Origin of the sequence: Aeoliella sp., assembly GCF_965227375.1 — a bacterium.
In the GTDB taxonomy this organism is placed as follows: Bacteria; Planctomycetota; Planctomycetia; order Pirellulales; family Lacipirellulaceae; genus Aeoliella.
This window is the reverse complement of sequence record NZ_CBDDFX010000002.1, coordinates 4,150,355-4,174,348: the sequence shown is the minus strand read 5'-3', so window position 1 is coordinate 4,174,348 and position 23,994 is coordinate 4,150,355. Positions and strand designations below refer to the sequence as shown.

General features: G+C 62.3%; 15 protein-coding genes. 4 read left to right on the top strand and 11 right to left on the bottom strand.

Annotated features, from left to right (window positions below; translation table 11 throughout):
- Positions 1-51 precede the first annotated feature (51 nt).
- The 3 genes from ACQK2L_RS29340 to ACQK2L_RS29330 all read right to left on the bottom strand — a co-directional run bounded on the left by ACQK2L_RS29340 (position 52) and on the right by ACQK2L_RS29330 (position 6,069).
- The gene (locus tag ACQK2L_RS29340; protein WP_425400609.1) at positions 52-852 is read right to left on the bottom strand and encodes an enoyl-CoA hydratase/isomerase family protein; all 801 of its coding nucleotides are present in this window, start codon (positions 850-852) and stop codon (positions 52-54) included.
- 109 nt (positions 853-961) lie between these two features.
- Positions 962-4,777: an Ig-like domain-containing protein gene (locus ACQK2L_RS29335; RefSeq protein ID WP_425400608.1), complete on the bottom strand. Its 3,816-nt coding sequence runs from the start codon at positions 4,775-4,777 to the stop codon at positions 962-964.
- A gap of 230 nt (positions 4,778-5,007) precedes the next feature.
- A complete protein-coding gene (locus ACQK2L_RS29330; RefSeq protein ID WP_425400607.1) occupies positions 5,008-6,069 on the bottom strand; it encodes an acyclic terpene utilization AtuA family protein in 1,062 nt (353 codons plus the stop codon).
- A 204-nt stretch (positions 6,070-6,273) separates the two neighbouring features.
- On the opposite strand from ACQK2L_RS29330, the gene ACQK2L_RS29325 reads away from it, so the two are divergent.
- Positions 6,274-7,785: a sigma-70 family RNA polymerase sigma factor gene (locus tag ACQK2L_RS29325; RefSeq protein ID WP_425401135.1), complete on the top strand. Its 1,512-nt coding sequence runs from the start codon at positions 6,274-6,276 to the stop codon at positions 7,783-7,785.
- Between the two features lie 106 nt (positions 7,786-7,891).
- On the opposite strand, the gene ACQK2L_RS29320 is transcribed toward ACQK2L_RS29325, so the two are convergent.
- The 5 genes from ACQK2L_RS29320 to uvrA form a co-directional block, all read right to left on the bottom strand.
- Positions 7,892-8,818 carry a serine/threonine-protein kinase gene (locus tag ACQK2L_RS29320; protein ID WP_425400606.1) on the bottom strand — a complete coding sequence of 309 codons (927 nt, stop codon included), beginning with the start codon at positions 8,816-8,818 and terminating at the stop codon, positions 7,892-7,894.
- Positions 8,819-9,005: 187 nt separating this feature from the next.
- Positions 9,006-9,473, bottom strand: coding sequence for a hypothetical protein (locus ACQK2L_RS29315; protein ID WP_425400605.1), 468 nt, complete (start codon positions 9,471-9,473; stop codon positions 9,006-9,008).
- A 112-nt stretch (positions 9,474-9,585) separates the two neighbouring features.
- Positions 9,586-10,638 carry a ThiF family adenylyltransferase gene (locus ACQK2L_RS29310; RefSeq protein WP_425400604.1) on the bottom strand — a complete coding sequence of 351 codons (1,053 nt, stop codon included), beginning with the start codon at positions 10,636-10,638 and terminating at the stop codon, positions 9,586-9,588.
- Between the two features lie 100 nt (positions 10,639-10,738).
- Positions 10,739-11,059 (bottom strand): hypothetical protein, encoded by a 321-nt coding sequence (locus ACQK2L_RS29305; protein WP_425400603.1) that lies wholly within the window; start codon positions 11,057-11,059, stop codon positions 10,739-10,741.
- On the bottom strand, positions 11,052-13,916 hold the full coding sequence (uvrA, locus tag ACQK2L_RS29300) for an excinuclease ABC subunit UvrA (protein WP_425400602.1): 2,865 nt from the start codon (positions 13,914-13,916) through the stop codon (positions 11,052-11,054). Before uvrA ends, ACQK2L_RS29305 begins: the two co-directional genes overlap by 8 nt.
- 192 nt (positions 13,917-14,108) lie before the next feature.
- Here uvrA and ACQK2L_RS29295 point away from each other — a divergent pair, with 192 nt between their 5' ends.
- Positions 14,109-15,413: a hypothetical protein gene (locus ACQK2L_RS29295; protein ID WP_425400601.1), complete on the top strand. Its 1,305-nt coding sequence runs from the start codon at positions 14,109-14,111 to the stop codon at positions 15,411-15,413.
- A 22-nt stretch (positions 15,414-15,435) separates the two neighbouring features.
- On the opposite strand, the gene ACQK2L_RS29290 is transcribed toward ACQK2L_RS29295, so the two are convergent.
- On the bottom strand, positions 15,436-16,848 hold the full coding sequence (locus ACQK2L_RS29290; protein WP_425400600.1) for a D-arabinono-1,4-lactone oxidase: 1,413 nt from the start codon (positions 16,846-16,848) through the stop codon (positions 15,436-15,438).
- 174 nt (positions 16,849-17,022) lie between these two features.
- On the opposite strand from ACQK2L_RS29290, the gene ACQK2L_RS29285 reads away from it, so the two are divergent.
- Positions 17,023-18,393: a hypothetical protein gene (locus ACQK2L_RS29285; protein WP_425400599.1), complete on the top strand. Its 1,371-nt coding sequence runs from the start codon at positions 17,023-17,025 to the stop codon at positions 18,391-18,393.
- Between the two features lie 44 nt (positions 18,394-18,437).
- Positions 18,438-19,325 (top strand): DUF1963 domain-containing protein, encoded by an 888-nt coding sequence (locus ACQK2L_RS29280; protein WP_425400598.1) that lies wholly within the window; start codon positions 18,438-18,440, stop codon positions 19,323-19,325.
- Positions 19,326-19,333: 8 nt separating this feature from the next.
- Here ACQK2L_RS29280 and ACQK2L_RS29275 read toward each other — a convergent pair whose 3' ends face one another.
- Positions 19,334-19,681 carry a cupin domain-containing protein gene (locus ACQK2L_RS29275; RefSeq protein ID WP_425400597.1) on the bottom strand — a complete coding sequence of 116 codons (348 nt, stop codon included), beginning with the start codon at positions 19,679-19,681 and terminating at the stop codon, positions 19,334-19,336.
- Between the two features lie 709 nt (positions 19,682-20,390).
- Positions 20,391-23,153 carry a phosphoenolpyruvate carboxylase gene (ppc, locus tag ACQK2L_RS29270; protein WP_425400596.1) on the bottom strand — a complete coding sequence of 921 codons (2,763 nt, stop codon included), beginning with the start codon at positions 23,151-23,153 and terminating at the stop codon, positions 20,391-20,393.
- Positions 23,154-23,994: the final 841 nt, after the last annotated feature.

The window sequence follows — 23,994 nt, the reverse complement described above, 5'->3', positions numbered from 1 at the left end:
TATTTCCTTCTGTCATAAACGCCATCTGGCTATCGGTTTCCGATGCGTCGTTTATTCCCACTCCGGCTCCCGCCCCTCCGCGTAAGCCTTCAACCCTTCGCTAGCCGCATCCGTGGTTCTGGCGGTGGCGGTGGCGATGGCTCCGCTCGCCAGGTCGGTGAGCAGTTTCTCGCCCACCGTTTCCATGAGCAGGCGTTTTGTGAGGCTCACCGCTTGCGGGGCGGCTGCGGCGCATTCTTGGCAAACTTCCATGCCGCGCGCCCAGAGCAAGTCGTGCTTCACCAGTTCGTGGTAGATGCCCAGTCGGTGGGCTTCGGCGGCGTCGAACGTTTGTCCCACGACCGCCAACCGCGACGCAGCGGCGGCGCCAGCGCGATAGGCCACCAGCGGCGCGACCAAGCCGGCCACCAGCCCATGCCGAGCGTTGGGCACGCTGAGCTGGGCCGTGTCGCAAGCCAGCACCAGGTCGCTGGCCAAGAGCAGGGCGACTGCCAACCCGCGCGCGGGGCCGTTCACCGCTGCGACGACCGGCTTGGGGAATGCGAGCAACTCGGCGATCAGGTCACTCAACTCGTCGGCCTGCCGTCCCCACTCCTGATGTTGCCAGGCGGGGTCGTCGGCCGCCTTGGCCTGATCGGCGGCAAGCTCGGCGAGGTCAATGCCGTCGGAAAACACCTCGCCCGCCCCGGTGAGGATCACCGCCCTCACGAGTTTCTCCTGATACAAATCGCCGATCGCCTGCCGCAGGTCCTCAACCATGGCGCGGTTGATCGAGTTGGCGTGATCCGCGCGCGAGAGGACGATCGTTCCCACCGGCGGGGTGACTTTAATTTCAACCGTATTGTTGGACATTGCTTTGGCTTCGAGATGGATGCGATTGGCGGGCAGCCAATAGAATATCAGCATCACCGACCACAAAGAAAGCGGTCCAGCAGAATCGATTGTCCCGCGGCGGTCGCGACTAGGACCCGAAGCCCGACCACTTTGGCGCCAGATCGGCAGAGGTGGCTTCGGTAAGCGTCGACGAAGACTCCGCTCGATCGATCGCTTCGACGCGTGGAACTCTTCGCGCCTGCGACGATGCCGCCGAGTCGCCGAACAAGAGCAGTAGCGCCGCATCTTGCGACGGGGTGGTCGACGCCGTGGTGGGAAGTACGTCACTCGAGTCTTCCTCGTCGGCCAACTGCGACAGTGCAGCAGCGAGCGATGCGGTGCTGGCAGCCGGCGGAGCAGGCAGGAGCGAGAAGTTGTCGAGGGCGAAGTAGTCGCCGTTCTGGTAGGCGTAGTTGTAGTAGTCGATTGTCAGCACCAGGTATTCGTAGCCGGCGCTGCCCAAGTCGACGGTGAACTCGAGCGTATCCCAGGTCGGCAGATCCATCGTGCCGAGGTTGACCTCGAGCAACGTGTCGACCGCCGGAGCGGGCATGGCGAAGATGGACGAAGGCACCCCATCGTCCAATGCCCACTGGCCATCGACGCCGAATAGCCGCACCAGCATCACGTTCGAGAAGCCGCTGACGTTGGTGTTCATCAGGTCGAGCGAAAAGGTATGCTCGCCGCGGCGGATGTGCTGGTCGCGGACAATCTGCCCAAGGTTCCCCAGTCCGAACTGTGGAGCGTCGATCTCAGCGATACCGCCCGGCGTGCGATCGATGCTGCGAGCGATCCAGCCGGTATCGCGGCGGCCGCTCCAGAAGTTGTAGTAGTCGTCGGGGAAGTCGCCCGCGGCGGAGAAGTCGCCATCGATCAACGCCTCGCCGTACGGGGTGAACGCAACGGAAACCGTTTGCCGCATCGTGGCGGTGGCACCATCGTCGTCCCACACCATGAGGCCCACTTCGTAGTCGCCCTCAACGTTGCGGTTCCAGAGCAGCGTCTCGCCGTACGCGTCGTCGTATTGTCCGTCGTTGTCGAGGTCCCAAGCGTAAGCGACGATGCCGTCGTCGCCGCTGCGGACTTGCGGGCTGGGGTCGGTGTCGGAAGAGTTTGCCGCGTCGAGCCACACCGACAATCCACCGCCTGAGGTAAACGTGAAGTCTGCTGTTGGCGCCTGGTTCGCTCCCTGGCCGAGCGGCTGGAACACCGAAGCCTCATCGAGCACGAACAAGTCGGAGAAGTAGTCGTCGGCCGACAGCGGGTTGCTGCCGTTGGTGGGGATGAACACATGCTCGACGTTGGCGAACGACGCATTCCGCAGTTCGCTGGTCGCGTAGGGGGTGACCTCCTGCAGCTGATTGTTGAACGGCGAGAACACCTGGAAACCGTACTCGAAGCCTTCGACTCGCAGGTTGTCGAACGCAATGTGGTTGGCTTCCTCGTGATTGTGCGAGAGCCCCACGCCCTCGGAGTTGTTTGCCTGCTGGTCGTTCCCCGCGAAATACGTCACTGGGTCGGCCACATCGCCGACCACCAAGCCATTCACGTAGTCGAACCGCGTGGAGTAGAAGTTCTGCACGCCCGTCTGCACGCCCCAGATGGTGTAGTTCTCGATGGTCGACCGGAACGAGTGCGCGAGACGAGTAAGGAACGAGAACACGCCCTCCATGTCACCGCTGTCGCGATTGTGCAGCCAGGTGTGGATGCCGCGGAAGCTGTTGTACACGGTCAGCCCATCGGCGCCCCGCGTGGGGATGTTGCTCGGCGTGACGTACTCCAAGCCCGCGTCGATAATGGCTTGCCGCACCACAGGATCGGCGATCAGGTCGACGGAAATTTGCTCGACGTTCGCCAGCCCGTCGATGTTGTGCACCAGATCGAAGCCGGCAGCGTTCACGCTGGCGGCGATGTTGTCCTCCAGCACGATGCCGAAGCCGCCGCCTTGCACCCAGTAGCCGCTACCCACGAAGCCCAGATCGAACCGTGGCCCGCGAAGCGACTGCAGCAGAGCGTTGTCGTCGAAGTTGTTGACCAGGTCGCCGGTCGCCTTGACAACCAGGTTGCCCCGCCAGGCGCCAAGTTCGTTGCCATCTTCAGCCACGATGCCTGCGCCCGCGACGTCGAACACGACATTGTCTTCAAGCACCGCGTGGCTATCGTGATGCACAATGCCCCAGCCCGGCGTGCCCCACACGACATTGCCCGAGATCATCGCGGCGTCGCCGTCGAGACTGTTGGCGCCCATGCGGTGCAGATGCAGCCCATACCGCCCGCGAGGGTTCGTACCGGTGCCAGGTGTGCCATCGTGGTTGCCGATCGCCGCGGGATCGTCGACCACTTGCCGCTTGTCGGTGCGGCCCAAGTCCTTGAACTGCGCGTGATGCACTTGAGCGTTGCGGTTGTGCATCAGCATGAAGTGGCCACGTTGTTGGTTGTCGACTGTCGGGTCGCTCGATCGAATAACCACGTTGCGGGTGAGATTGGCGACGTGGATCGATAGTTCGCTGGCGTCGAACGTCTCGCCAGTAGGACGCTGGTGGTTCCACAGCAGCGAGGTTCGATTGGAGTTGATGGCCGCATCGTTGGAGACGTTGTTGAAGGTCACCCGCACTTCGCCATCGACCAGTTCAAAGCCGGTGATTTCCAACAGCTCGTCGGCGAACCGCGAGTTGTCTGCGTCGGCCGCCAGAATCGCCGCGGCTTGGTTTCCGGTGTTGAGCAGTGCGGGATTGGCTTCGGTGCCCACCAGCAGCAGTGTGTCACCAACTCGCCAGCCGTTGGGAACTGCTGCGCCGGTAAGCCGTATGAACGAGTCGCCGGCCGTTGCATCGGCAGCGAGCGTGACGTACTCCTGCTTCGCCGCGCCGTAGATGTTGGTCACCCCGTGGCTGATGAATCCGCGGCCCACCAGTGTGGGATCTTCCGCTTGGCTCAACGGTCCACCGGTGGTGTCGATCAGGATTTCCGCAGTGACCGTCTCGGAGATCGGTTGGTCGCTCGTGCCGATGTTCACTGTCGATCGCGGATCGGTGGCGAGCGTTTCGACCATCAGACGAGTGTTCGCGTCGTGGGCGAAGGAGAGCACACCATCGACGCGAAGCCACTCGAGTGGCGTGTCGCTCTGTGCGTCGTACGTGACTTCCACGGTCTCGTGCACCAGCACGCGCTCGCCAGCGGTGGGAACTTCGCCGCTGGACCAGATCGACGCATCGGACCACGCACCACTCGCGATGGCCACGTTGGTTGCGTCGGCCGTGTCGATCAGGCTGAACAGCGCGTGATGTTCGGCCGCCCGCTGCTCATCGCCCGGCGAGCCATGCGCGGGGGAACGCGGTGTGAGCGTGGCGGTGGCGGTCGCCTGCTGGCCGTCGCTGTCGACCACCGTGTACTCCAGCGACATGGGCCCGCCTGCGAGTGCCGAACTGTCAGGCGTGAAGAAGATCACTCCGTCGCGGATTTCGACGGTTCCGCCGGCGGTGGCCGATGCGCTCAGGATGCTGAGCGGCCCTTCGTAGTCGTCGTCGTTCTCAAGCAATTGGCTAGGAACGATAGCGGCGGTTTGAGCGTGATTCACCTGCAGCGAGTCGTCTTCGACCAGCGGCGCTTGGCTGTCTCGCTCCGCTCCGAGGTGATTCCGCCACACGGCGTAGTCGGCCAAGTTGACGATTCCGTCGCCATTGCCGTCGGCAGCGAGGTTCTCACCTATCGCGCCGAATTGCTCCTTCCACATTGCGTAATCGAGTTGGTCGACCAGGTTGTTGTGATCGAAGTCGCCCGGAAAGGGCGGAGCTGCCGCCAACAGCGTGCGGGGTTCGAGCAGTTCGCATCCGAGTTGCGCGCGGCGTGCGCAAGCTTCACGGCGACGCGAACGTCGCCATTGATAGATAAGTCGAGGGTTCAAACCGAACCTCCTCTGTTCCAGGGAGAAGCATCGGGCGTGCGTCTTGCGGCCAGGTTGGCCGAGCGCCAGCCTTAGTTGTCCGCAGCTGGGGCGATGTGTCAAGCAATCTCTGATGCTTTTTGCAATTAAACTTGCCAGTGCGCTGTAGTGACAACAAGTTGCGCAACACGTTTCGTGTTTCGATAGCCTTGCTAGCGGGGGGATCGCGCACGACAAGAGCGTCTGCGAATCTAAGAAGCGTCGTCGAGCCAACGTTGGGCCGAGCGAACCGAAGCGTCCCAATCGACCAAGGTCTTGCTTATTGTGGTGGACCAGAGCCGTTGCTCGGGGGAGTCGTCCAACGAGTAAAACAGTTCGGCCGTGTAACGACCGCTCGGCGGGGTGCCTTTCACGCCCACGAGGGCGAAGTGAGTTGCCGAGACTGCTTCCCAACGCGCGTCGGTCAGTTCGACCGTAACGTCGGCATTCAGGTTGCCCGCCGCCAGTTCCCGCTGTTCGTGTTGCAGCAGTTCGTCCAACGCGCCGGGCGGCAGTGTTGGCAGCGCCACGAGCAAGGCTTTTCCCCCTTCGTCGACTTCCAACCACAGCGGCGCGGCGTGGCGAGGTTGCTCGACGATTCGCGCCAAAGTCACCACGGTGGCCAACTGATCCCAGTCGTGGGCATCGAGGGACAGTTGCTGGTACGCGGCCGCCAGCGCCAGTGAGCCGGGCGAGAGCTGCGAAGCCACCACGATGCTGGCCGACGACTCGCTGGCTTCGACCACCGGTGCTGCCCCCAGTTCGACGTGCGCGGTGTGGAGTGTTGCGTCTTCGTCGAGCTCGACGCCGGTCGTTTGGTGCTGGAGCGTCTCGCCGGCGGCTAGCCACTCGACGATGGTCGTGGAATTGGTTACCGAGTGGACTCGGCCAATGGCCGTGGCCTCGGAGTGCGACTCGCAAAGGGAACGTGCAAGCTCCAATGTCACGTGCTCTACCGCCGCCGGATCGACCGAGGCGAGCACCTGCAACTCCGGCTGCAGGAACAACTCGCGGCGGACCGCTTTCATCATGCCCAACAGCCACTGGCCGCCATCGCGTTGGGAGGGCGAGGCAGGCAGCACCAGCACGCCGGCGTTCGGCACGCCCGCCAGGACGCGGCGAAGCGTCTGGCCGCTCGATCCGTGGGGCAGGCAAGCGAGGTGCATGGCGGGGAAGTTGGCTGGGTAGGGCTGTTGCGAATTGGCAACGCCGGCGACCGCCTGCGTTGAGAAACCACCACGGTCGTGGCCGGTTGGCAACGGGCGTTGCGACATTGCTACTCGACGTAAGTCTCGCTGCTGCAAGTACTTGGAGTCAAGGGGTCGGGCATCCGCGGGGCCGCTGGCGCGGCGCGTGCAATAGGTCGGGTCAGAGCTTTTCTCGCTTCTCGTCGCCCCGAGCCAAAGGATTTCGCCGTGCCACGCTCACGCACTGCCGCCAAGCCCGCCAAGCCCCGCAACGGACACACTCACCCCAAAGTGGCCGATTCCAAGACCAAGTCGGGACGCCCCTCGAACATCGGCGGGCCTGAGTCCGACGACGATAGCGATCACGGCGACGAGCAATATCGCGCCGAAGAAGTCGACCACGACGAAGAGTCGCACATCGACGATCCAGTGCGGATGTACCTGATGCAGATGGGCGAAATTCCGATGCTCAATCGGCAACAGGAAATCGCCGCGGCTAAAAGAATCGAGGGCGCACGGCTGAAGTTCCGCCGCACCATGTTGTGCAACGACTACGTGCTGCACGCGGCGGCCGACATGCTGGAGAAAGTGCAACGTGGCGAATTGCGACTCGACCGTACCATCGAAATCTCGGTGACCAACACCGCGGAGAAGAAGCGCATCCTGCAACGCATCGGTCCGAACCTGGATACGATTCGTGCCCTGCTGGCGATGAACAGTCACGACTACGTGCTGGCGATCAACAAGACCGTTCCGCTGCGAGAACGCCGTCAGGCGTGGCGCGACTTGATTATTCGCCGCAACAAGGTCATTCGCCTGGTGGAGGAGATGAATCTCCGCTTGCAGAAGCTGCTGCCGATCATGGACGAACTGCACCAGATCGGGCACCGCATGGCGACCATCAAGCAACAGTTGGCCGAGCCCGACAGCATCCACGGCGACGCCTACCGCATCGAGCTGGAGCACGAACTGCGGTATCTGATGCGAATCACCCACGAGAGCCCGGCGACGCTCGCCCACCTGGTCGCCCGCACGGTCGAACGCCGGGCGGCGTACGACGCGGCCAAGCGACGTTTGTCGGCGGCCAATCTGCGGCTGGTGGTCTCGATCGCCAAACGGTATCGCAATCGCGGTTTGAGCTTCCTCGACCTGATCCAGGAAGGCAACACCGGCCTGATGCGAGCCGTGGACAAGTTCGAGTACGCCCGCGGTTACAAGTTCTCGACGTACGCCACGTGGTGGATTCGTCAGGCCATCACGCGAGCCATCGCCGACCAGAGCCGCACCATCCGCCTGCCGGTGCACATGATCGACACGATGAGCAAGATCCGCGCTGTGGCGATGGACTTCTTCCAGATCCACGGTCGTGAGCCGAATCCCGAAGAGGTGGCCGAGCAGCTGAACATGCCGCTGGACGACGCTCGCTGCATCCTGAAGATGACCCGGCAACCGCTGTCGCTCGACCAGCCGGTCGGCGATCACGAGGACAATTACTTCGGCGAGTTCCTGGAGGAAGGCCGCGACGACGATCCGCTGTACGACACGCACATCGAAGCCTTGAAGAACCGCCTGCAGGACGTGATGAGCGAACTATCGTACCGCGAACGCGAAATCATCCGCCTGCGATACGGCCTGGCCGACGGCTACAGCTACACGCTGGAAGAAGTCGGTAAGATCTTCAGCGTTACTCGCGAACGCGTGCGTCAGATCGAGTCGAAGGCAGTCCGCAAGCTGCAGCAACCGTTCCGCGCTCGCAGCCTCCACGGCTTCCTGGATGGAGTGGAAGAGCCGGTTGTGGAGTGAACCGTAGTCCCCCTCGTAACGAGGTCCGTAGCTGGATTCGCAAGAATTCAGAGCGTTGCCAAATGTGTCCGAATTCTTGCGAATCCGGCTACGTTGTTTCGGCCAGCTAAGCACTCTTTGGTAGTACGAACGTATCGATCTCCAGTCGCACCAAGCGGTCGATCAACTCGCGGTAGCTCATTGCGCGACGGATCGGGTCCTTGCCGAGTAGCGTGTGTACGATCGAGGCGATTGGCTTCGGCAGGTCGGGACGAAGGCTGCGAATGCAAGGTGGTTTGCCGCCGCGGTGCAGCGCGACCAACTCGGCGGGGTCCTGGCTGGTGAACGGTGGGCGGCCGGCGAGTAGTTCGTACATCACCACACCCAGGCTGTACTGGTCGCTGGCCGCGCCGGCGGCGTAGGCGCTGGTGACCACTTCCGGAGCGATGTACGTAAAGCTGCCCATTACGCCTTGGGCCAGGTTGCCGTGGTCGTCGCCTTCGCCGCGGGCGAAGCCCAAGTCGATCAGCGTCACGTGGCCGGTGCTCGAGAGCATTGCGTTCTCGGGCTTGATGTCGCCATGTACCATGCGAACCGACTCCTGGAGTCCGGCCAGCCCTTCGGCCATCTGCCGCACCACCCACAGCACTTCGCTCACCGAGGGTTGCCACCCCGCGTCGAGTCGCTCGCGAAGCGTCGCGCCTTCCAAGAGTGGCATCGCCGCGTAGAACGGCGGCTGCCGCACGTTGGCCGACAGGATCGGCACCACGTGCGGGTGCGAGACCTTGCTGCCGACCATCACCTCGCGGCGGAACATCTCGATGGCCGCGATGTCGCGCCACCACTCCTTGCGGAGCATCTTCACCATGTAAGCCACCGGCTGCGATTCGCAGGCGTCGGCCGGCCGGGCGGTGTAGAGCCGCGCGAGATTCGTCTCAGCCACTTGCCGCACCAATTGCCACGGCCCTGCGCGGCCCACCAACTTGCGGGGCGGCGAAGGCTGCTGGCTTGCGATTTTTACGAGGCGGGTCGAGTCCGATACCTTAGTGGGCATAGCGCGTCCGTCGAAGCTGAAGCGGCGCAAAGGATGAGTCGGGATGCGCGCCGCCAATCGAGTTTGGGTCTTAGGACTGAATCGGTTGCGCAGCCCGCAGACCTTAACACTTGCGGAGATTCGAGGGAGTGCTAGCACAAGGTGGGTAAGGGGGAGGGACTTTGCGACCCATCGGTCCAGGAAGTGGCTATTTCGACAGCCCGACTTGCACACGAAGTACCTCCGTCCGCATCGTGGCTACCAGCAAATCGTTGAGCTCCTTCGGCAACGAACCAGACTGGTATTGCTTGAAGAGTGCTTGAGCCCAGATAGGAACATCAGTATCGAACTCGTTCAGGATTGCAGTTACTTCCTTCACGTCTTCTGGGCCCGATATTTTGTCAGCGACCTTCATTGCAGCAGGAAATAGCAGGTCACCCTTGTCGTTGGGGGCAATCTTGAAGTCCTTCGCCATTTCACTGAGCTCTTCCATGTAGCTAGACACAGCCGCTTCGGCGTCCGTGTTTGGAGCGTTGGCGCGGATGTACGCCCTCAACTGATCCCGGAGTTCAGGCGTGAAGCCAAGCACCGATGGCCCCGTATCGCTTGGAGTCGAAGAACTGCAACCAGCAGCCAATAGTGCCAGCAACACCAAAGGATAAAGGTATCTCGCCATCGTGTAGTCCTTCGTGTTAGATGAGGTAGAAGTCACGCATCGCTAACCGCGATCCGAGACCGCGACTATTGTAGCGCAGGTCGGCAAGAAGTTCTAGCTGATGTAACGATGCCTACGCCCCCACCAACTGCGCGAATACACTCCGCGCCACGGCGATGTCGTCGGTGCCAGCGATAATCGCCCGGCCATCGGGGAAAAGCGTGATCGTGTACTTGTCGGTCTCGGCGCGAAGCAAGAATTCATTCACCACCACGTCGGCTACTGTCTCCAGTGAGTCGGCGAGGGTTTCGAGGTCCAACTGTTGCTCTCCATCGGGTCGGAGCTGCACCGCGTTGCGGCCGCAGAGCACGGCCGACTTGCTGCCGCGGCGGCCATCGAGCCACACGAAGTCGCGCTCGCCGCAGGCGCGGCACGCGCCTGACTCTTTGAGTTTGGTGAGGTCGACCTGCCGCATCGTGTTGCGCCACAGGTCGAAGATGGTGAGCTTGCGACTGGTGGCCTCGGTGTTGCCGCTCAATAGCTTCATCGCCTCGGCCGCTTGCACGGCGGCCACCATGTTCACCGCGGGGCCGAGCACGCCGGCCGTGTCGCACGTGGGGGAGACGCCGGGCGGGGGCGGTTCGGCCAGCAGGCATGCCAGGCAAGCGGTCTCGCCCGGCAGGATGGTCATGCATTGGCCCTCGCTACCGATCACCCCGCCATAAACCCATGGCGCGCCGGACGACAGCGAATAGTCGTTCAATAGAAAACGCACTTCGAAGTTATCAGTGCCGTCGACGATCGCGTCGCAACCGTCGGCCAGATCGGCAATGTTCTTGTGCGTCACGTCGGCGACAATCGGCTCGACGGTGACCGTGGAGTTGATCGAGGTGAGCTTCCTCGCAGCGGCAATGGCCTTCGGCAGCCCTGCGGCGACGTCGGCCTCGTCGTACAGCACCTGCCGCTGCAGGTTGGAGAGTTCCAGGAAGTCGCGATCGACAATCCGCACCCGCCCCACGCCCGACCTCACGAGCGTGTTGGCGATTGCCGAGCCCAGCGCCCCGCAGCCCACAACTAAAGCCGAGCTTTGCGCGAGCCGCTGCTGCCCCTCCTCGCCGAGCGGCGCAAAGCGAACCTGCCGCGAATAGCGGTCGAGGGAGTCGGCGTTAGTGTCGTCGAGAGGCATTGGATAGGAGTATATCGCGGATTCGGGCTCCAACGTATCATGGCCGCCTCGGCCCTGGAGGGGGCTACGGCCGGGGCGGCCATAGTACGAGGTCCGAGTGTTACTTGTCTTTGCGAGCCAGCTCGAAGCGTGTGGCGTACTTGTCGATGTCGCTATCTGTTTCGTACAGTTCCAATCCGTACTCCATCTTCAGTTCGCTGGTAGAGTAACACGGGTCGACGACTTTGGTGCTCAGCGTTCCGTCGGTGTTGGCGACCAGTGGGAACTCCGCCGGCAATGTTCGTGAGGCATCGCTGTAGGGACCGCGGACGACGCCGGTTATGGGGGAGTGATCCGTCTTGCCGGTTAAGATCGGCGTCACTACCAGAACGGCCAGGGCCACGTCGGCCGAGGTGCATTTTACACGCGCGCCGTCAATCAAGCTCGCTCTCCTGCCGCCGGGCGTCGGCGATGGCTTGCTCTTGCCGATCGAGGGCCACCTTCAGCACCCGACCGGTGGCGGACTCTTCGCACGCGGCCACCTGCTCGGGCGTGCCGGTGGCGACCACGCGGCCCCCATCGCCCGCTGCTCCGGGGCCGATGTCGATTATATAGTCGGCCGCCTGTAGGAGCGGAACATTGTGCTCCACGACCAGCACTGAGTGGCCCACGTCGATTAGCGCGTCAAAGCAGTCGACCAACTGCACCACGTCGGAGAAGTGCAGCCCGGTGGAAGGTTCGTCGAGGATGAACAGCGTGCGGCCGCGGCGTTTGGCCGACAGGTAGCCCGCGAGTTTCAGCCGCTGCGCTTCTCCGCCTGAGAGCGTGTTAGCCGGTTGGCCGAGTCGCACGTAGTGCAGGCCAACGTCCAGCAGGCACTTGAGCTTCGCCTGCAGTTTGGGGTGGCCGCGGAAGAACCGAAACGCGTCGTACACGGTCATGTCGAGCACTTCGTCGATTGGCACGCCGCGATACAAGACCTCGAGCACCTCGGGCCGGTAGCGTCGCCCCTGGCAGTCGCCGCACGTCATATAAACGTCGGCCAGGAACTGCATGTCGACCTCGATCTGCCCCGCACCACCGCAGCGCTCGCACCGCCCGCCCTCGACGTTGAAACTAAAGTGGCTGGCGGTGAGCCCGCGAAGCGTGGCTTCGGGCTGTTCGGCGAACACGTTGCGAATGGGGTCGAACGCCTTGACGTAGGTTACCGGGTTCGAGCGGGGCGAACGCGCCACCGGCGACTGGTCGACCAGCACCACGTCTTCGAGCTGCCCGCAGCCCAACAGGTCCTCGTACACGCCGGGCGGCTGGTCGAGTTTGCCGTTCGACTTGTGCAATCCTTCGACGAGTGCGGGGTACAGTGTTTGCTGCACGAGCGTGCTCTTGCCGGCGCCGCTCACTCCGGTCACGGCGGCGAACACACCGAGCGGGAACTCGACTGTGATGTTCCTCAGGTTGTTGCTCCGCGCGCCGGTCAGCTTGAGCATACCGCTTTCGGTAGGGCGTCGGTTGGTCGAGTCGCCCAGCAGCCGCCGCCCGGCGAGCCAATCGCCGGTCAGCGTGCCCTCGGTAGTGGTCAGCTCCGAGGGCGGGCCGTGGTAGACGATGTCGCCACCTTCGGTGCCGGCCAGGGGACCGAACTCCACCACTTCGTCGGCGCCGGTGATCAGCGTTTCGTCGTGTTCGACCACCAGCACGGTGTTGCCGCGGTCGCGGAGCTTGCGAATCGACTCCAACAGCCGCTGCGAGTCGGTGCGGTGCAAGCCGCTGGTTGGTTCGTCGAGCACGTACAGCATGTCGACCAGCGCCGAGCCGAGTGTGGTGGTCATCGCCACGCGCTGCGCTTCGCCGGTGCTCAGCGTTCGCAGTGGCCGGCCGAGCGTCAGGTAGTCGACGCCCACCTCGGCCAGATACCCGAGCCGCGGCACCACGTCGGCCAGCATGGGCCGCGCGATATCGGCCTTGGTCGCGTCGAGATGCAAGTCGCTGAGCCACGCGATTGTGTCGCGAATCTCCATCGAGTAAACGTCGGCCAGGCTCTTGCTGCCAAGCTTCACCGCCAGGGCTTCGGGACGCAGTCGCGCGCCGCCGCAGGTGGGGCAGTCGCGGTAGGAGCGCCAGCGGCTGAGGAACACCCGCAGGTGCATTTTGTATTTGCGTTTTTCCAGCCATTGGAAGAACCCGTCGAGCCCGCCGAAGTCGCGTTCGCGAACGCCGTGTTCGACGATCCTTCGCTCGGCGTCGGTCAGTTCGTTCCATGGCACGTCGAGGCGGACGTTGTAGTCGCTGGCCAGGGCCTTGAGTTCTTCCAGCTCGTGCGTATAAGCGGGCGTGTTCCAGGGGGCGACCGCGCCGTCCTTCAGGCTCTTCGAATCGTCGGGCACGACCTTCGCCATGTCGATTTCCGACACGCTGCCGAACCCTTCGCATTCGCTGCACGCGCCCAGCGGGCTGTTGAAATCGAGCAGCCGCGGTTCGGGACGCACGGCCGGCAGGTCGCACTTCGCGCAGTGCAAGTCGGTGCGATAGTCGCGGCGCGCCCATGGCCGGCCGTCGATCGTTACCGCGCCGGATTCTTCGCCATACAGCACGACGCACTCGCCGTGCCCTTCGCCGAGCGCGGTTTCGATTGACTCCTGCACTCGACTCGACTCGGTGGAGCCAGCCGTGATGCGATCGACCACCACCAGGCCACCGGTTTGATCGGTGAAGTCGGCGGCCGAGAGTTCATCCACCGTGGCGGTTCGCTCGCCGACCACCACGCGCAAGAAACCTGCTTCGCGCAGATCGGCCAGCGCCAGTTCGGCTTCGTCGGCGGTGAGATCTTCGCGCAGGAAGCAGACCATCACCCGAGCGCCCTCGGGCAGGGTGGCGACTTCGGCGGCGATGGTCTCAGGCGAGTGCTCATCGACCACGCCGCCGCAGTTGGTGCAGTGCACCGTGCCGGCCCGGGCGAAGAGCAGCCGCAGGTAGTCGGCCACTTCGGTGGTGGTGGCTACTGTGGTGCGGTTCGAGCGACTGCCGTTCTGCTGTGTGACCGCGATAGTGGGCGGAACGCCATCGATGCGATCGGCGTCCGGCTTGTCGAGCTGCTCGAGGAACTGCCGCGTGTAGGCCGAGAAGCTCTCGATGTACCGCCGCTGCCCTTCGGCGTGCAACGTGTCGATCGCCATGCTGGTCTTGCCGCTGCCGGAGACGCCGCAAAACACGGTGAGCTTGCCCCGCGCCAGGTCGAGATCGACCTCACGCAAGTTATGGGTCCGCGCCCCCCGCACCTCAATCGGCTGCTTTGGTTTCATACGGCTTGCGACAAAGCGGTCTGGCAAAACCGTTTATGATAAACCGGCGGGGGCGGGAGGGCTAGATGGTAGGAATGCTCCTGTTTTCTGGGCGAGGTGCCTCGCCAAGCAGGGAGTTTTCTAGCTTGGTAGAATAAGTTGCGATGCCCGCGACGATTGTTTCATCGCACCTAACTGCACGGCATGAACTCAATGACACGACCAGCTTTGTCCATCCTCTTCGCACTCGCCGGCATGTCTTGCGCCAGCTGCTTCGCGCAGGACAACAACCTGCCCGTGTGGGAGGATAAAGGGGAGTTGCAGCGGGCAATCGCCACTGCCGATCGCCTCGTGGTCCGTCCGGGCGGTGCACGGCAAGGCCTGCCCGGGGTCCCCGACAAGCAGCACTTCGAGGTCGCCGACGAGGCCCAAGTGCGTGAAGTAGCCAGTCACATTGAGTTTGTCTCGCCACAAAAACTCAGTAGCTGCTTTTGCTATGGTTCGATCACGCTCGACTGGTTTGAGGGCGAGAGGCGGCTGGCCTGCATGTCGATCAAGCATGGGGCGAAGATCAGTTGGACAGGCGATTATCGAATGACCGACGAGTCGGCCGACTGGATTGCCAATTGGCTCGCGGAGCGAGGGCAAACGATTGCGAGGGATCAACTCGACGACACACGACTGCACGACGCGACGAAGAAGGCCGCACTGCCAATACTGGCCAGGTTCACACCCGATGGATTGAACTGGGCTCACAAGCGCGCCATAGCTGCAGAAGAAGTTGCGTATGAGGAAGCGGACCCGGAAGTCGTGGCCACATCGGGGGAGTTGCTTTACGTACGCGAGAAGGCGTTTCGCCAGTACATTGCGGAGGAGTATCCCGAACGCGATCAGCGCTATCGAATGCTGTTTCGGTTGATGGGTTGCCTCACCATGGAGTGGCATGGCGGATACGAAATGCAGCATGAAGTCTCCGAAATGCTGGATGGGTGTCCCGCCCACGAACTCCACCGTGCATTGCAGTTGGCGGCTCAGAGCAACGACGAAGCTGAAAGGCAGGGAGCTGCTCGGGTGGTGTTCATGACCTTGAGCGGGATTGAGGATGAATACACTCCAAGCGACATCAACACGTGGTTGTCGATGTTTGCTGAGATCGCGTACGCGAACCCGCTGCCCGAAAATCGCAGGTCGGTAGTCAATCGCCTTGAAGAGTATGCTCAAGCACTGGCGAATGGAGTTCTCGACCAAGCATTGAGCGATCCCGATCAAACGGTACGGCGACTGGCGATAGACGCCATCGCTGAGCGAGATCCGGTGTGGGCGGCGAGCTTACTTACGAAGATGAAGGAAGGAAAGATTACACCACGCCCGGCGCCGGAACAGCTACCAACCGACTATGCCAAAGGGACGAGCATGAGCTATGGCAGTTTCATCAAAGCCGGCGAGTATAGCGACAGTGACTGGCACGCCGCCGAGGTGGCGCTGCTAAAGCTCAATTGGAAGCTGCGGGAGCCTTGATGCGTTGGGCTTTGAGCAAGCCTCACGACTCCTCCCCAAATACCAACCCCCGCGCCCAATCGTTCGTGAACATTCCCTCTGGATCGAACCGGCGGCAAACTTCGCGGAACTCGGCCAGGTTAGGGTATAGCTCTTGGGCCGTCGCGTGGTCGATGGGGCAGACTTTGCCCCAATGCGGTCGGGCGGCGAACATTCGCGCGGTGAGCGCGGCAAGTACTTTGGCGCACAGTAGGAAGCCTGCGCGGTCGTTTGGGCGCACATACGAGATGAAGCTCACCGCGTAGTAGGGCAACTCTTCGCTGCTGGCCATCGACAGCGCGGTGTCGTCCGCCAGCACTTTGCGAATGCAGATCGGATAGTGATGCACGTACGCGCCGCGCAACCGCTCGAGTTCCTCCGCGATGCCCAGCTCCTGGGCGCGCGTGAGCCACTCTTCGTGCGGTTCGCTCTTGCCCATCGCGTACTGCAAGAACGGTTTGACGAAGTCGAAAGCTTCGTGCAAACGATCGCCGCGGACGAAGATTTCGATCTCGATGTGCCGGAACAGTTCGTGTTCCATGGTGAGGATCCGCGGCGACTTGTCGACGACACGCCAGTTGCGCGGCACGGTGGCCAGGGCGATGTGGCGGAAGAACAGTTCGATCGGCCGCCGCCGTTTCAGCCACCGCGCCAGTACGATCAGGCAGAGGTGCAGCCCCACGTCGATGCACAGAAACCAGTAGACCTGGTACAGCGGGGCGAGCCAGGAGCGGGGGCGGTCGGACTCGCGGCGGTGCTGCGCCAGGTACTTCCACAAGTGCGGCGCCAGGTAAAACTGTTGCAGCGGGTACTCCCGCTCGGCGTCGAGCACCGGTTGCAATTCGTTGTAGAGCCGAAAGTGCTCCTCGACGCGGTACTGCTCGCGGCAGCGAATGCCTACCGAGACCACAATGCCTAAGCAGCCCAAATGACACCGTGCGGTGCGGAGTTGCTCCTCATCGGTAATGCGAGAAACGACTGCCTTACCCGACTCCGGATCGTAGTGAGCGATTGAAACCTCGTCGACGTAGTGAGAGATGCTGTGCCGCCCGGAGCCGTGCGTTCCGGTGCCTGCCGCGCCAGCGATGGCCTGTTCGGAGATCAGCCCCAGTGTCGGCAGCGAGAGTCCCTGGCGGTCGAGCGCGGCGATGGCGTGTTTGATTCGGCAGCCCGCGCCGATGATGGCCCACGAATCACCATCGCGCTGCTCGACGCGCACCTCGTTGATGTGCCGCATGTCGAGCAGCACTTCGTCCTCGTGCGTTGCTTCGCTCCACGAGTGCAGCGCGCCGATGGCGCGTATCTTCTTGCCGCGATGCTGCTCGAGAATCGCCAGCAGCTCTTCGGCCGAATTGGGCGCATAGAAATTGGCCGGCGTGAACTCGATGTTTCGGCCAAAGTTCCTGATCGTGCGCATCCGCGGCCCTTGGTGCTTGTGGTCAAGACGGATGGTAGCAGAGGCGACCCTCTATGTTCAAGCAAACGGAGCGTTTTCGTCGCCCACGGCAAGATTGTTGCTTGTTGGCGGTTTGCAGCGATAGAATGCGCACTGCCGCGGGCAATGGGGCTACCAACTTTGCAGGACTGAGTCATGTTAAATCATCTCGCGTATCGCTGTGTTCTGGCAGCGCTGTTGGCATCGCTCGCGGCGGTGGTTCATGCAGAGGACAAGGTCGTGGTGCCGGCGGGCGAGCGGGAGAAGATCGTCGCGCTGGTGGACGAGCTGGTTGAATTGGGACTGCCCGACACGGCCGGCGGTGAGTACTTCGTGGGGCGGGCGTTGGTGCAGCAGCAGTTGGATCCGGAGAAGGAGTCGCCGGTGCTGCCGATGCAGTATTCGAGAATCCAGGAAACGGTGCCGGGCTCGAGCGACATGATCTACAGGTTCATTGTGCCGGGCCCGCACATGCGTCTGGCCGATGGACGGTGGTTGATTAGTTTGGGGTACCTAGTAACACCCAGCGAGCAGGTGCAGGTGTTCACCCGGCAGGTTACTAAGCGGGAATTGAACAACGTATGGGAGGATGCGTCGAAGGAATTTCCCTTCGAACCGGACGCCGACTTCGACGAGTGGTTTGCGAAAGTCCGCACCGACGACCTGGACGCGATGAAGCTCGGTGTCCAGCAAGGCGTGCCGCTGTGGCGTTACTTGGAACTGCCGCGCAACAACACCACGCTGGGCGTCTGTTTTCTGCTGCGCGCCGGGGCGAGCGACGCGGACCTGCTGTGCTACACGATTGCCGATACGCGTTGCCGCGACTACTGGAGATTGCAACCGTGGTCGGAAAGCGGGGCGCCGTTCGACCCGACGGGGCGGTTTGAAGGCTTCGAGCAAGCAGAGAAGAACTGGGATGAAAATCACGAGACCTTCGCGGTCGAACCACTGTCGGTGGCCTTTCGCCGCGATCTGCATCGCTACTTCTACCACATGCTCTCGCGTAGCGACCGACCTTATTCGCCGGAACTGCTGGCGAGCCTTGCCAAGGCGACGCTTGATCCGGACGATCCCCAGCAGCGGGAGGAGAAGATCGATGCGCTCGCAGCGAGCCTTCGTTTGCCTTCGGAGCCTGCTAAGGATGACGATCTCGCCAGCGTGCTCCAATCGTGGGGGCCGAGTGAGCAGCGGATGGTCGTGAAGAACACGACCAACGACGGCAACCCCAGCATCAGCACCGAGATCGAGGTCGTGTCGGGATTCCACCCCACCCGGAAGGATCTGCCCAAGCTGTTTGAACTGCTGGACGACAATCGCCCGTCGCGTTGGGTCGACTTCGAAGGGGCGCGCACGGTGGGCGAGAATGCTTTACGTGCGATTGCCATCGTGCTCGAACAGAACCCACTAAGTCTGATCGATCGCGATCCAGCGGAGCCGTGGACCAAAGAGTCGCGGCAGCAGGCGAATCAAGCGCTGCGCGAGTGGTGGGACGAGCACAGCGCCGAGTATCCGGCGGAAGAGGAGTGAACGTGTCAGTCTAGAGTCACTTCCTATCGTTTAAGGTTACCCAAATGTCCAATCCCTTTGATGCGAATCCAGACTTCAAGATCAAGCCGGAGTTCTTGGCGCAACTGGAAGCAATGAAGCAAGAAGCGGAGAAACGAGTACAGCAGCGTCGCGAAGCGCGTCTTGCAGCAGGACTGTGCGAAACGGCGGGCACGGGTCGTCCGGAGCCAGAAATCGCCTTCTTGGAGATACCGCGCGACGAGGAAGAGGAAGAAGACGAGTATCTGGAAGAGGACGACGCCGAGATGGAGGCGGAGTCGCCGTTCGATGATCCCACGATTGAGCAGCGCGCTGATAACTTACTCAGAATGCCACCCTCGGGAACTCCTGAAGAACTTGCCAAGCGGGCGCCGGAGATGCTGGAGGCGATCGAGCAACTCAAGAGCGATCTGTTTCAAGACCAAGGTTTTCAACGAACGCTTGCCTACTGTCGGGAGGTGATTGAGGAGGACAAGCTGCGCCGGCAGGACTTGATCGAACTGGGTGACAGCCGATTGGGTGGCTTGCCCGATCTGCCGAAGTCGATTCCGTGGCCCGAATCGGAAGGCAAGCTGCTGCCATTTGTGGCGCAGCTAGATCTTAGCGGCATTCCAGCTACGCAACTGTTGCCGAATAAGGGTTGGATGTATGTCTTCGCCTGGATTGGAATGACAGGGCGCGAGGTTGCCGTCCATTTCTACGATGGCGACAAGAGCACACTCGAGAGGGCGCCGCGCCCGTCGGAAGGGCGAGTTTTGATGGATTGGCTCGGTACGGATATCTATGCCCCAGTGGCTTTGCGATGCCTGGGCGACGAGAAGCCGACCGAGGACGAATACGTGCTCTGTTGGCTACAGGGGGAACTATCGGAGGTGTTTGGTACACCTGGAGCGTATGCCGACCATGGGCTCTAGCTAGCCGACTAGCTCTGGTTCTCCACCCAATACGAATCGTCTGGCGTGACATTCGTCTTGAACACGATGTACCGCCAGAGGGTGTCTCCGGTGTTCTCCGCGTCGTGCACCGCGGGGGGATGACAGATCAGCGTGTCGCCGGGCGTGAGGGTGTGTTCGGCCCCGTCGATCGTCATGCGCCCGTGGCCGGCGAGCATGTGGAATGCTTCGACCGACGTTTTGTGATGGTGAAATGGAACCCGCGTGTGCGGCTCGATCTCGATGAGCTGCACGAGCGTGCCGGGGCAGCGGAGCTGGGTCTCGTCGACCAGCAGCTGCTTGCGGTAGCCGGGTCCTTCGATCCAAGCGTGACTCATGGCGTGGTGCTGGGGTGAGGATGTAGGCGAACGATTCGCACAAAATGCCAGTTGTAAAAAAATCGCCGTTGAACGGGCCTGCCGGGAAGGTCTATTAATAGAGCGAGATTGTGTGGACCCATCATCAGAAAACACCCAAATACCCAAATACCCAAACACGCAAACATCCAAACATCCAAATACCCAAACATCCAAACACTCACGCAAACACTTACGCAAACACTTACGCAAACACCCAAACACGCACATACCCAATGGGCTACGCTTGCGCGCTTGTTCGTCATTGGGTATTTGGGTAGTTCGTCATTTCCTCCTACGTGCTCTGGGCGCTGACGCTTCCGGCTCGTCTTGTTTTAAGTCCCCAGGGTTTTGGACCAACTATTGGGTTTTGGGCCAACTTGCAGAACATGCGGGGAACAACGCGGAGGGTTTTGACCCACCGGGCGAACAGTTTGAACGAGAAAAATAGGGTGAAATGGAAAAGGGGGGACCAATACGTTTTGGGGTTTTGGGCCAATGAATCGTTTTGCCCCAATGTTGGCCCAAAACGAGTTGGCCCAAAACGATACCACTCGCGAGCCGGGCCGTCCCGGGCCCCGGATTGTAGTCCCGGTATTCGATCCTGGATTTTGGTTGCAGGATTGATCTCCGGCGAGGTGGCAAGCTTCTCCGGGCTCGGGGACGAGCCGGCTCGCGGGGGCTAGAAGAATTAACCCGTGGTCCGCATGCCGGCGGAGACGCCGTTGATGCCGAGGTTTACCAGGTGCTCCAGTGCGTCGGGCTGGTCGTGCTGGTAGGCGTCGGGGTCGCTGGCGACGCGCTGAAGCAATACCACCTGGGCGACGTTGAGAGGATCGACGTAGCCGTTGCGGACTTGGATGCTCCGCCCTAGCCAGGGGATGCTTTCGAGCAGCTCCTCGCAATCGTTGATCGCACACACTGCTCGCTTCGAGCGATGGTATTCGTCGACGATCGCCTGGGCGAGCTCGGGTCCGCCGGGGATGTCGTCGCCGAGTTGGCCGTAAAGTTGGAAGACCGGCATGTTGGCCTTGGCCAGCGCGAGTTCGGCGTTGCTGATGGTTGCTTCGAAGAAGGCCCACTTCTTGAGCATTGTTCGCAACAGGTCGATCGCCGCGGGGTCGTCGAGCAGTGGTTCGACCGCTGAGCCGATGCCGTACCACGCCGGCAGGATCGCGCGGCATTGGGTCCAACTGAACACCCAGGGAATCGCGCGGAGGTCTTCGATGCGATTGCCGCCTTTGCGTTTGGAGGGGCGGGAACCGATCGGCAGGCGTTCGATTTCGTCGATCGGAGTGACTTCGCGATAGAAGTCGGCGAACCGCGGCGAGTCGACCAACTGGCGATACGCGGCGAGCGACGTCGACGCCAGACGCTCCATCATCTCGACCCAAGCGGGCGGGGGTGGATCGATCGGGCGGGCCGCCGCGGTGAGCGTCGACCAGCAAACTTGCTCCAAGTGGCGATAGGCGATGGCCGGCGTGCCGTAACGTTCGGCCAGCACCTCGCCCTGTTCGGTGAGTCGCAACGAACCACTAAAGGCGTCGCTCGGCAGCGACAGAATACTGCGGGCGGCCGGGCCGCCACCACGACCGAGGGAACCACCACGACCATGAAAGAACGTGAGCTTGATACCGAACTCGTCGGCCACCTTTTGCATGGCGCTTTGCGACTGTTGCAGCGCCCACTGGGCAGAGAGGTAGCCGCCGTCCTTGGTGCTGTCGGAGTAGCCGACCATCACCATCTGGTCGTCGGCCTGCTGGGAGACATACTGGCGGTAAGTCTCGTTGGAGAACAACTCGCGGAGCGTCTCCGGCGCGCGGTTCAGGTCGTCGATCGTTTCGAACAGCGGCGAAACCGGCAAGTGCAGCTCCTCGTCACGCTCGTGGCCACCATCGACACTGCGGCTCCAGTTCCACAACCACAGCATCGAGAGGACGTCGCTCGCCTTTTCGGTCATGCTCAAGATGTGAGCGCCGAACGGCCCTTCGCCGCGGAGTCGCATGGTGCGGCGGACCAGGGCGAACAGCTCCAGCGTCTCGCGGGTGGTGTCGGACACGTCCGCTTCGAGGCTCGGCAACTGCTCGCTGGCCATGGTTTCGACGAGCAACGCGACGCGGGCTGGTTCGTCGAGCGAAGCGGGATCGTTGCACAGTCCGGCCGTGCTCCACAGTTCGTCGATCGCCGCGCGGTACACGGCCGAGTGCTGTCGCAAGTCGAGCCGCGCGGTGTGCAGCCCGAAGATGCGGATTTGGGCGAGCCAAGGTTCGACCTCGTTGGCGACGAGCAGTTCGTCGCCTGTCTCGCGAAGGCACTCGGCGACCAGTTCGACGTCCTTTGCGAGCTCGTTGCGGGAGTAATAGCCAGGGGCATTCTCGCCCACCGGTTGGTCGATGGAGCTTTGCAGTGTCTTGTTCAGTCGCCAACGGACCGCGAACAACCAGCGGCGATAGGTTTCGAGCGGCGCGAGCTTGTCGAGTTCCTTCGCCAGGTCCGGCCAGCGACTGCTGGCGTCGGCCAGCGCGGCTTCGAGCTTCGCCGGCCGCTTGGTCAGTCGGTCGGACATGCTGAGCGAGCGCGCGAGCGCGCGGGCCTGCGAACGATGTTCGAGCACCGCGTGCCGGCGGAGAAGCGTGAGCGTCTCGGCGGTCACCGCCGGGGTGACGAACGGGTTGCCATCGCGGTCGCCGCCGATCCACGAGCCAAAGCTCACCAGCGGGTAATCGGTTGCATTGACTTTGGGATAGTACCGCTGCAGGGCCCGCTCCAAGTCGTTCAGCAGGCCGGGGGCTTCGTTCCACAGGCCGGGCATGATGGCCAGGCCGCGTTCCACCTCCTGCAGCACGGTTGGTCGCCACGGCCGCACAAAGTCGGTTTGCCACAGCTTGTGCAGCTCGCCGCGGATGAGCGACAGGTTCCGCTCTCGCTCGCGAGGCAGCAACTCGTCGTCGTCGCCCGCCTTGAGCAGTTGGCGAATCCGCAGCAGGATGCGACGCACGCTGCGGCGTTTGGCTTCGGTGGGATGGGCGGTGAACACCAGCTCGATCTTCACCCGCTCGAGCAGTTCGCGGATTTCGGCCGTGGAGAGTCCTTCTTCGTGGAACGATGCGAACGCCGCACCGATCGATTCGCTCCGCGCATCGGGATACGCCTGCTGCTCGCGATCGCGGATCACGCGGATGCGGTGACGATCCTCGGCCAGGTTAGCCAGCTCAAGCACGATGGTGAAGCTGCGGATGATGATGCTGAGCTCGTCGCCGGAAAGCTGAGAGAGTCTTTCACGCAGTTCGGTCGCGACCTCGGCATCGCCTTCGCTCAACCGGCGGGCCATGGTGCGAACCTCTTCCACCAGTTCGAAGCCATGCTGGCCGGTGTGATGCTTGATGACTTCGCCAAACAGGCGACCAAGCGAGTCGACTTCGCGGCGCAGCTCGGATTGTTGGGGAGCACTCATGGGGACCACAGGCTGATAGAGAGGGGGGCGGAAATCAGTTTTGGCAGCACAACTCGCCTGTGGGTCGTGCAGCGCATTAAAGAAAGAGTATCGCGGATCGCGGTGGGTGCGCCGACCCCCGCGGGTGGAGCGCGTTGCCGCAGCGACCCGTTGCGGCCTCGTTTTACTAGCGTTCGGAAAAGCTCCGCAGTCGTCAACGCCTACGGAATAGGAGCAAACGTCAGGTCGGTTGAGACCGATTCAGCCAGTTCTTGTGGTGCGACTGTCGAAAGTTCCTCAAGTCTTGCCCTAGGAACTGGCGAAATAATACTTCGGATGGTTTGTTCCGGTCCGTTGCCCGACCCCGCACCGCGCGGCGAGAGAAGGTGGACCAGAACGCCAGCAGGGGGGGCCCTGCCTGAGGACGCCGGCATTTGGCCGGCCACATACGGCTCACAGTGCGCCGCGCACTTCCCACCGAGCCTTGCCTGAGAGTGCCCCAGTCGCCTGCTTAGCCGTTCATTAGAGATGCGTGCATGCACTCGCTTATGGACTGGCGATGTGCGGAAAGATTGGTTTGTAGCGGTTATGCGGCCCGACCGCCGGGCGGAGTAGCTTCTGCAAGCACTTTTACCAATCTCCCCGCACCCGTCCGACCGATGCGAACATTACGCAGGAGCGGATCAGAAGGACCTGACCCAACCCAAAACCAGAATTCCCAAGCGCAGAGGCACCGACCCAGAGGCGGAAACTCGACCCAGCACAACGGCAACAGGGATCAAATGCCGGAGTGAGAGTTTTCGTTAGGCGCCAACGCCGCTCGCAGCATGTTAGATGGCATGCAACGAGCTTCGCAGTAAAA

What these genes read in the sequence shown, in the direction of transcription:
- ACQK2L_RS29280 (WP_425400598.1), top strand. Translation starts at nt 18,438, where the DNA reads ATGTCCAATCCCTTTGATGCGAATCCAGACTTCAAGATCAAGCCGGAG.
- ACQK2L_RS29275 (WP_425400597.1), bottom strand. Translation starts at nt 19,681, where the DNA reads ATGAGTCACGCTTGGATCGAAGGACCCGGCTACCGCAAGCAGCTGCTG.
- ACQK2L_RS29295 (WP_425400601.1), top strand. Translation starts at nt 14,109, where the DNA reads ATGACACGACCAGCTTTGTCCATCCTCTTCGCACTCGCCGGCATGTCT.
- ACQK2L_RS29315 (WP_425400605.1), bottom strand. Translation starts at nt 9,473, where the DNA reads ATGGCGAGATACCTTTATCCTTTGGTGTTGCTGGCACTATTGGCTGCT.
- ppc (WP_425400596.1), bottom strand. Translation starts at nt 23,153, where the DNA reads ATGAGTGCTCCCCAACAATCCGAGCTGCGCCGCGAAGTCGACTCGCTT.
- ACQK2L_RS29310 (WP_425400604.1), bottom strand. Translation starts at nt 10,638, where the DNA reads ATGCCTCTCGACGACACTAACGCCGACTCCCTCGACCGCTATTCGCGG.
- ACQK2L_RS29330 (WP_425400607.1), bottom strand. Translation starts at nt 6,069, where the DNA reads ATGTCGCAACGCCCGTTGCCAACCGGCCACGACCGTGGTGGTTTCTCA.
- ACQK2L_RS29285 (WP_425400599.1), top strand. Translation starts at nt 17,023, where the DNA reads ATGTTAAATCATCTCGCGTATCGCTGTGTTCTGGCAGCGCTGTTGGCA.
- ACQK2L_RS29320 (WP_425400606.1), bottom strand. Translation starts at nt 8,818, where the DNA reads ATGCCCACTAAGGTATCGGACTCGACCCGCCTCGTAAAAATCGCAAGC.
- ACQK2L_RS29340 (WP_425400609.1), bottom strand. Translation starts at nt 852, where the DNA reads ATGTCCAACAATACGGTTGAAATTAAAGTCACCCCGCCGGTGGGAACG.
- ACQK2L_RS29290 (WP_425400600.1), bottom strand. Translation starts at nt 16,848, where the DNA reads ATGCGCACGATCAGGAACTTTGGCCGAAACATCGAGTTCACGCCGGCC.
- uvrA (WP_425400602.1), bottom strand. Translation starts at nt 13,916, where the DNA reads ATGAAACCAAAGCAGCCGATTGAGGTGCGGGGGGCGCGGACCCATAAC.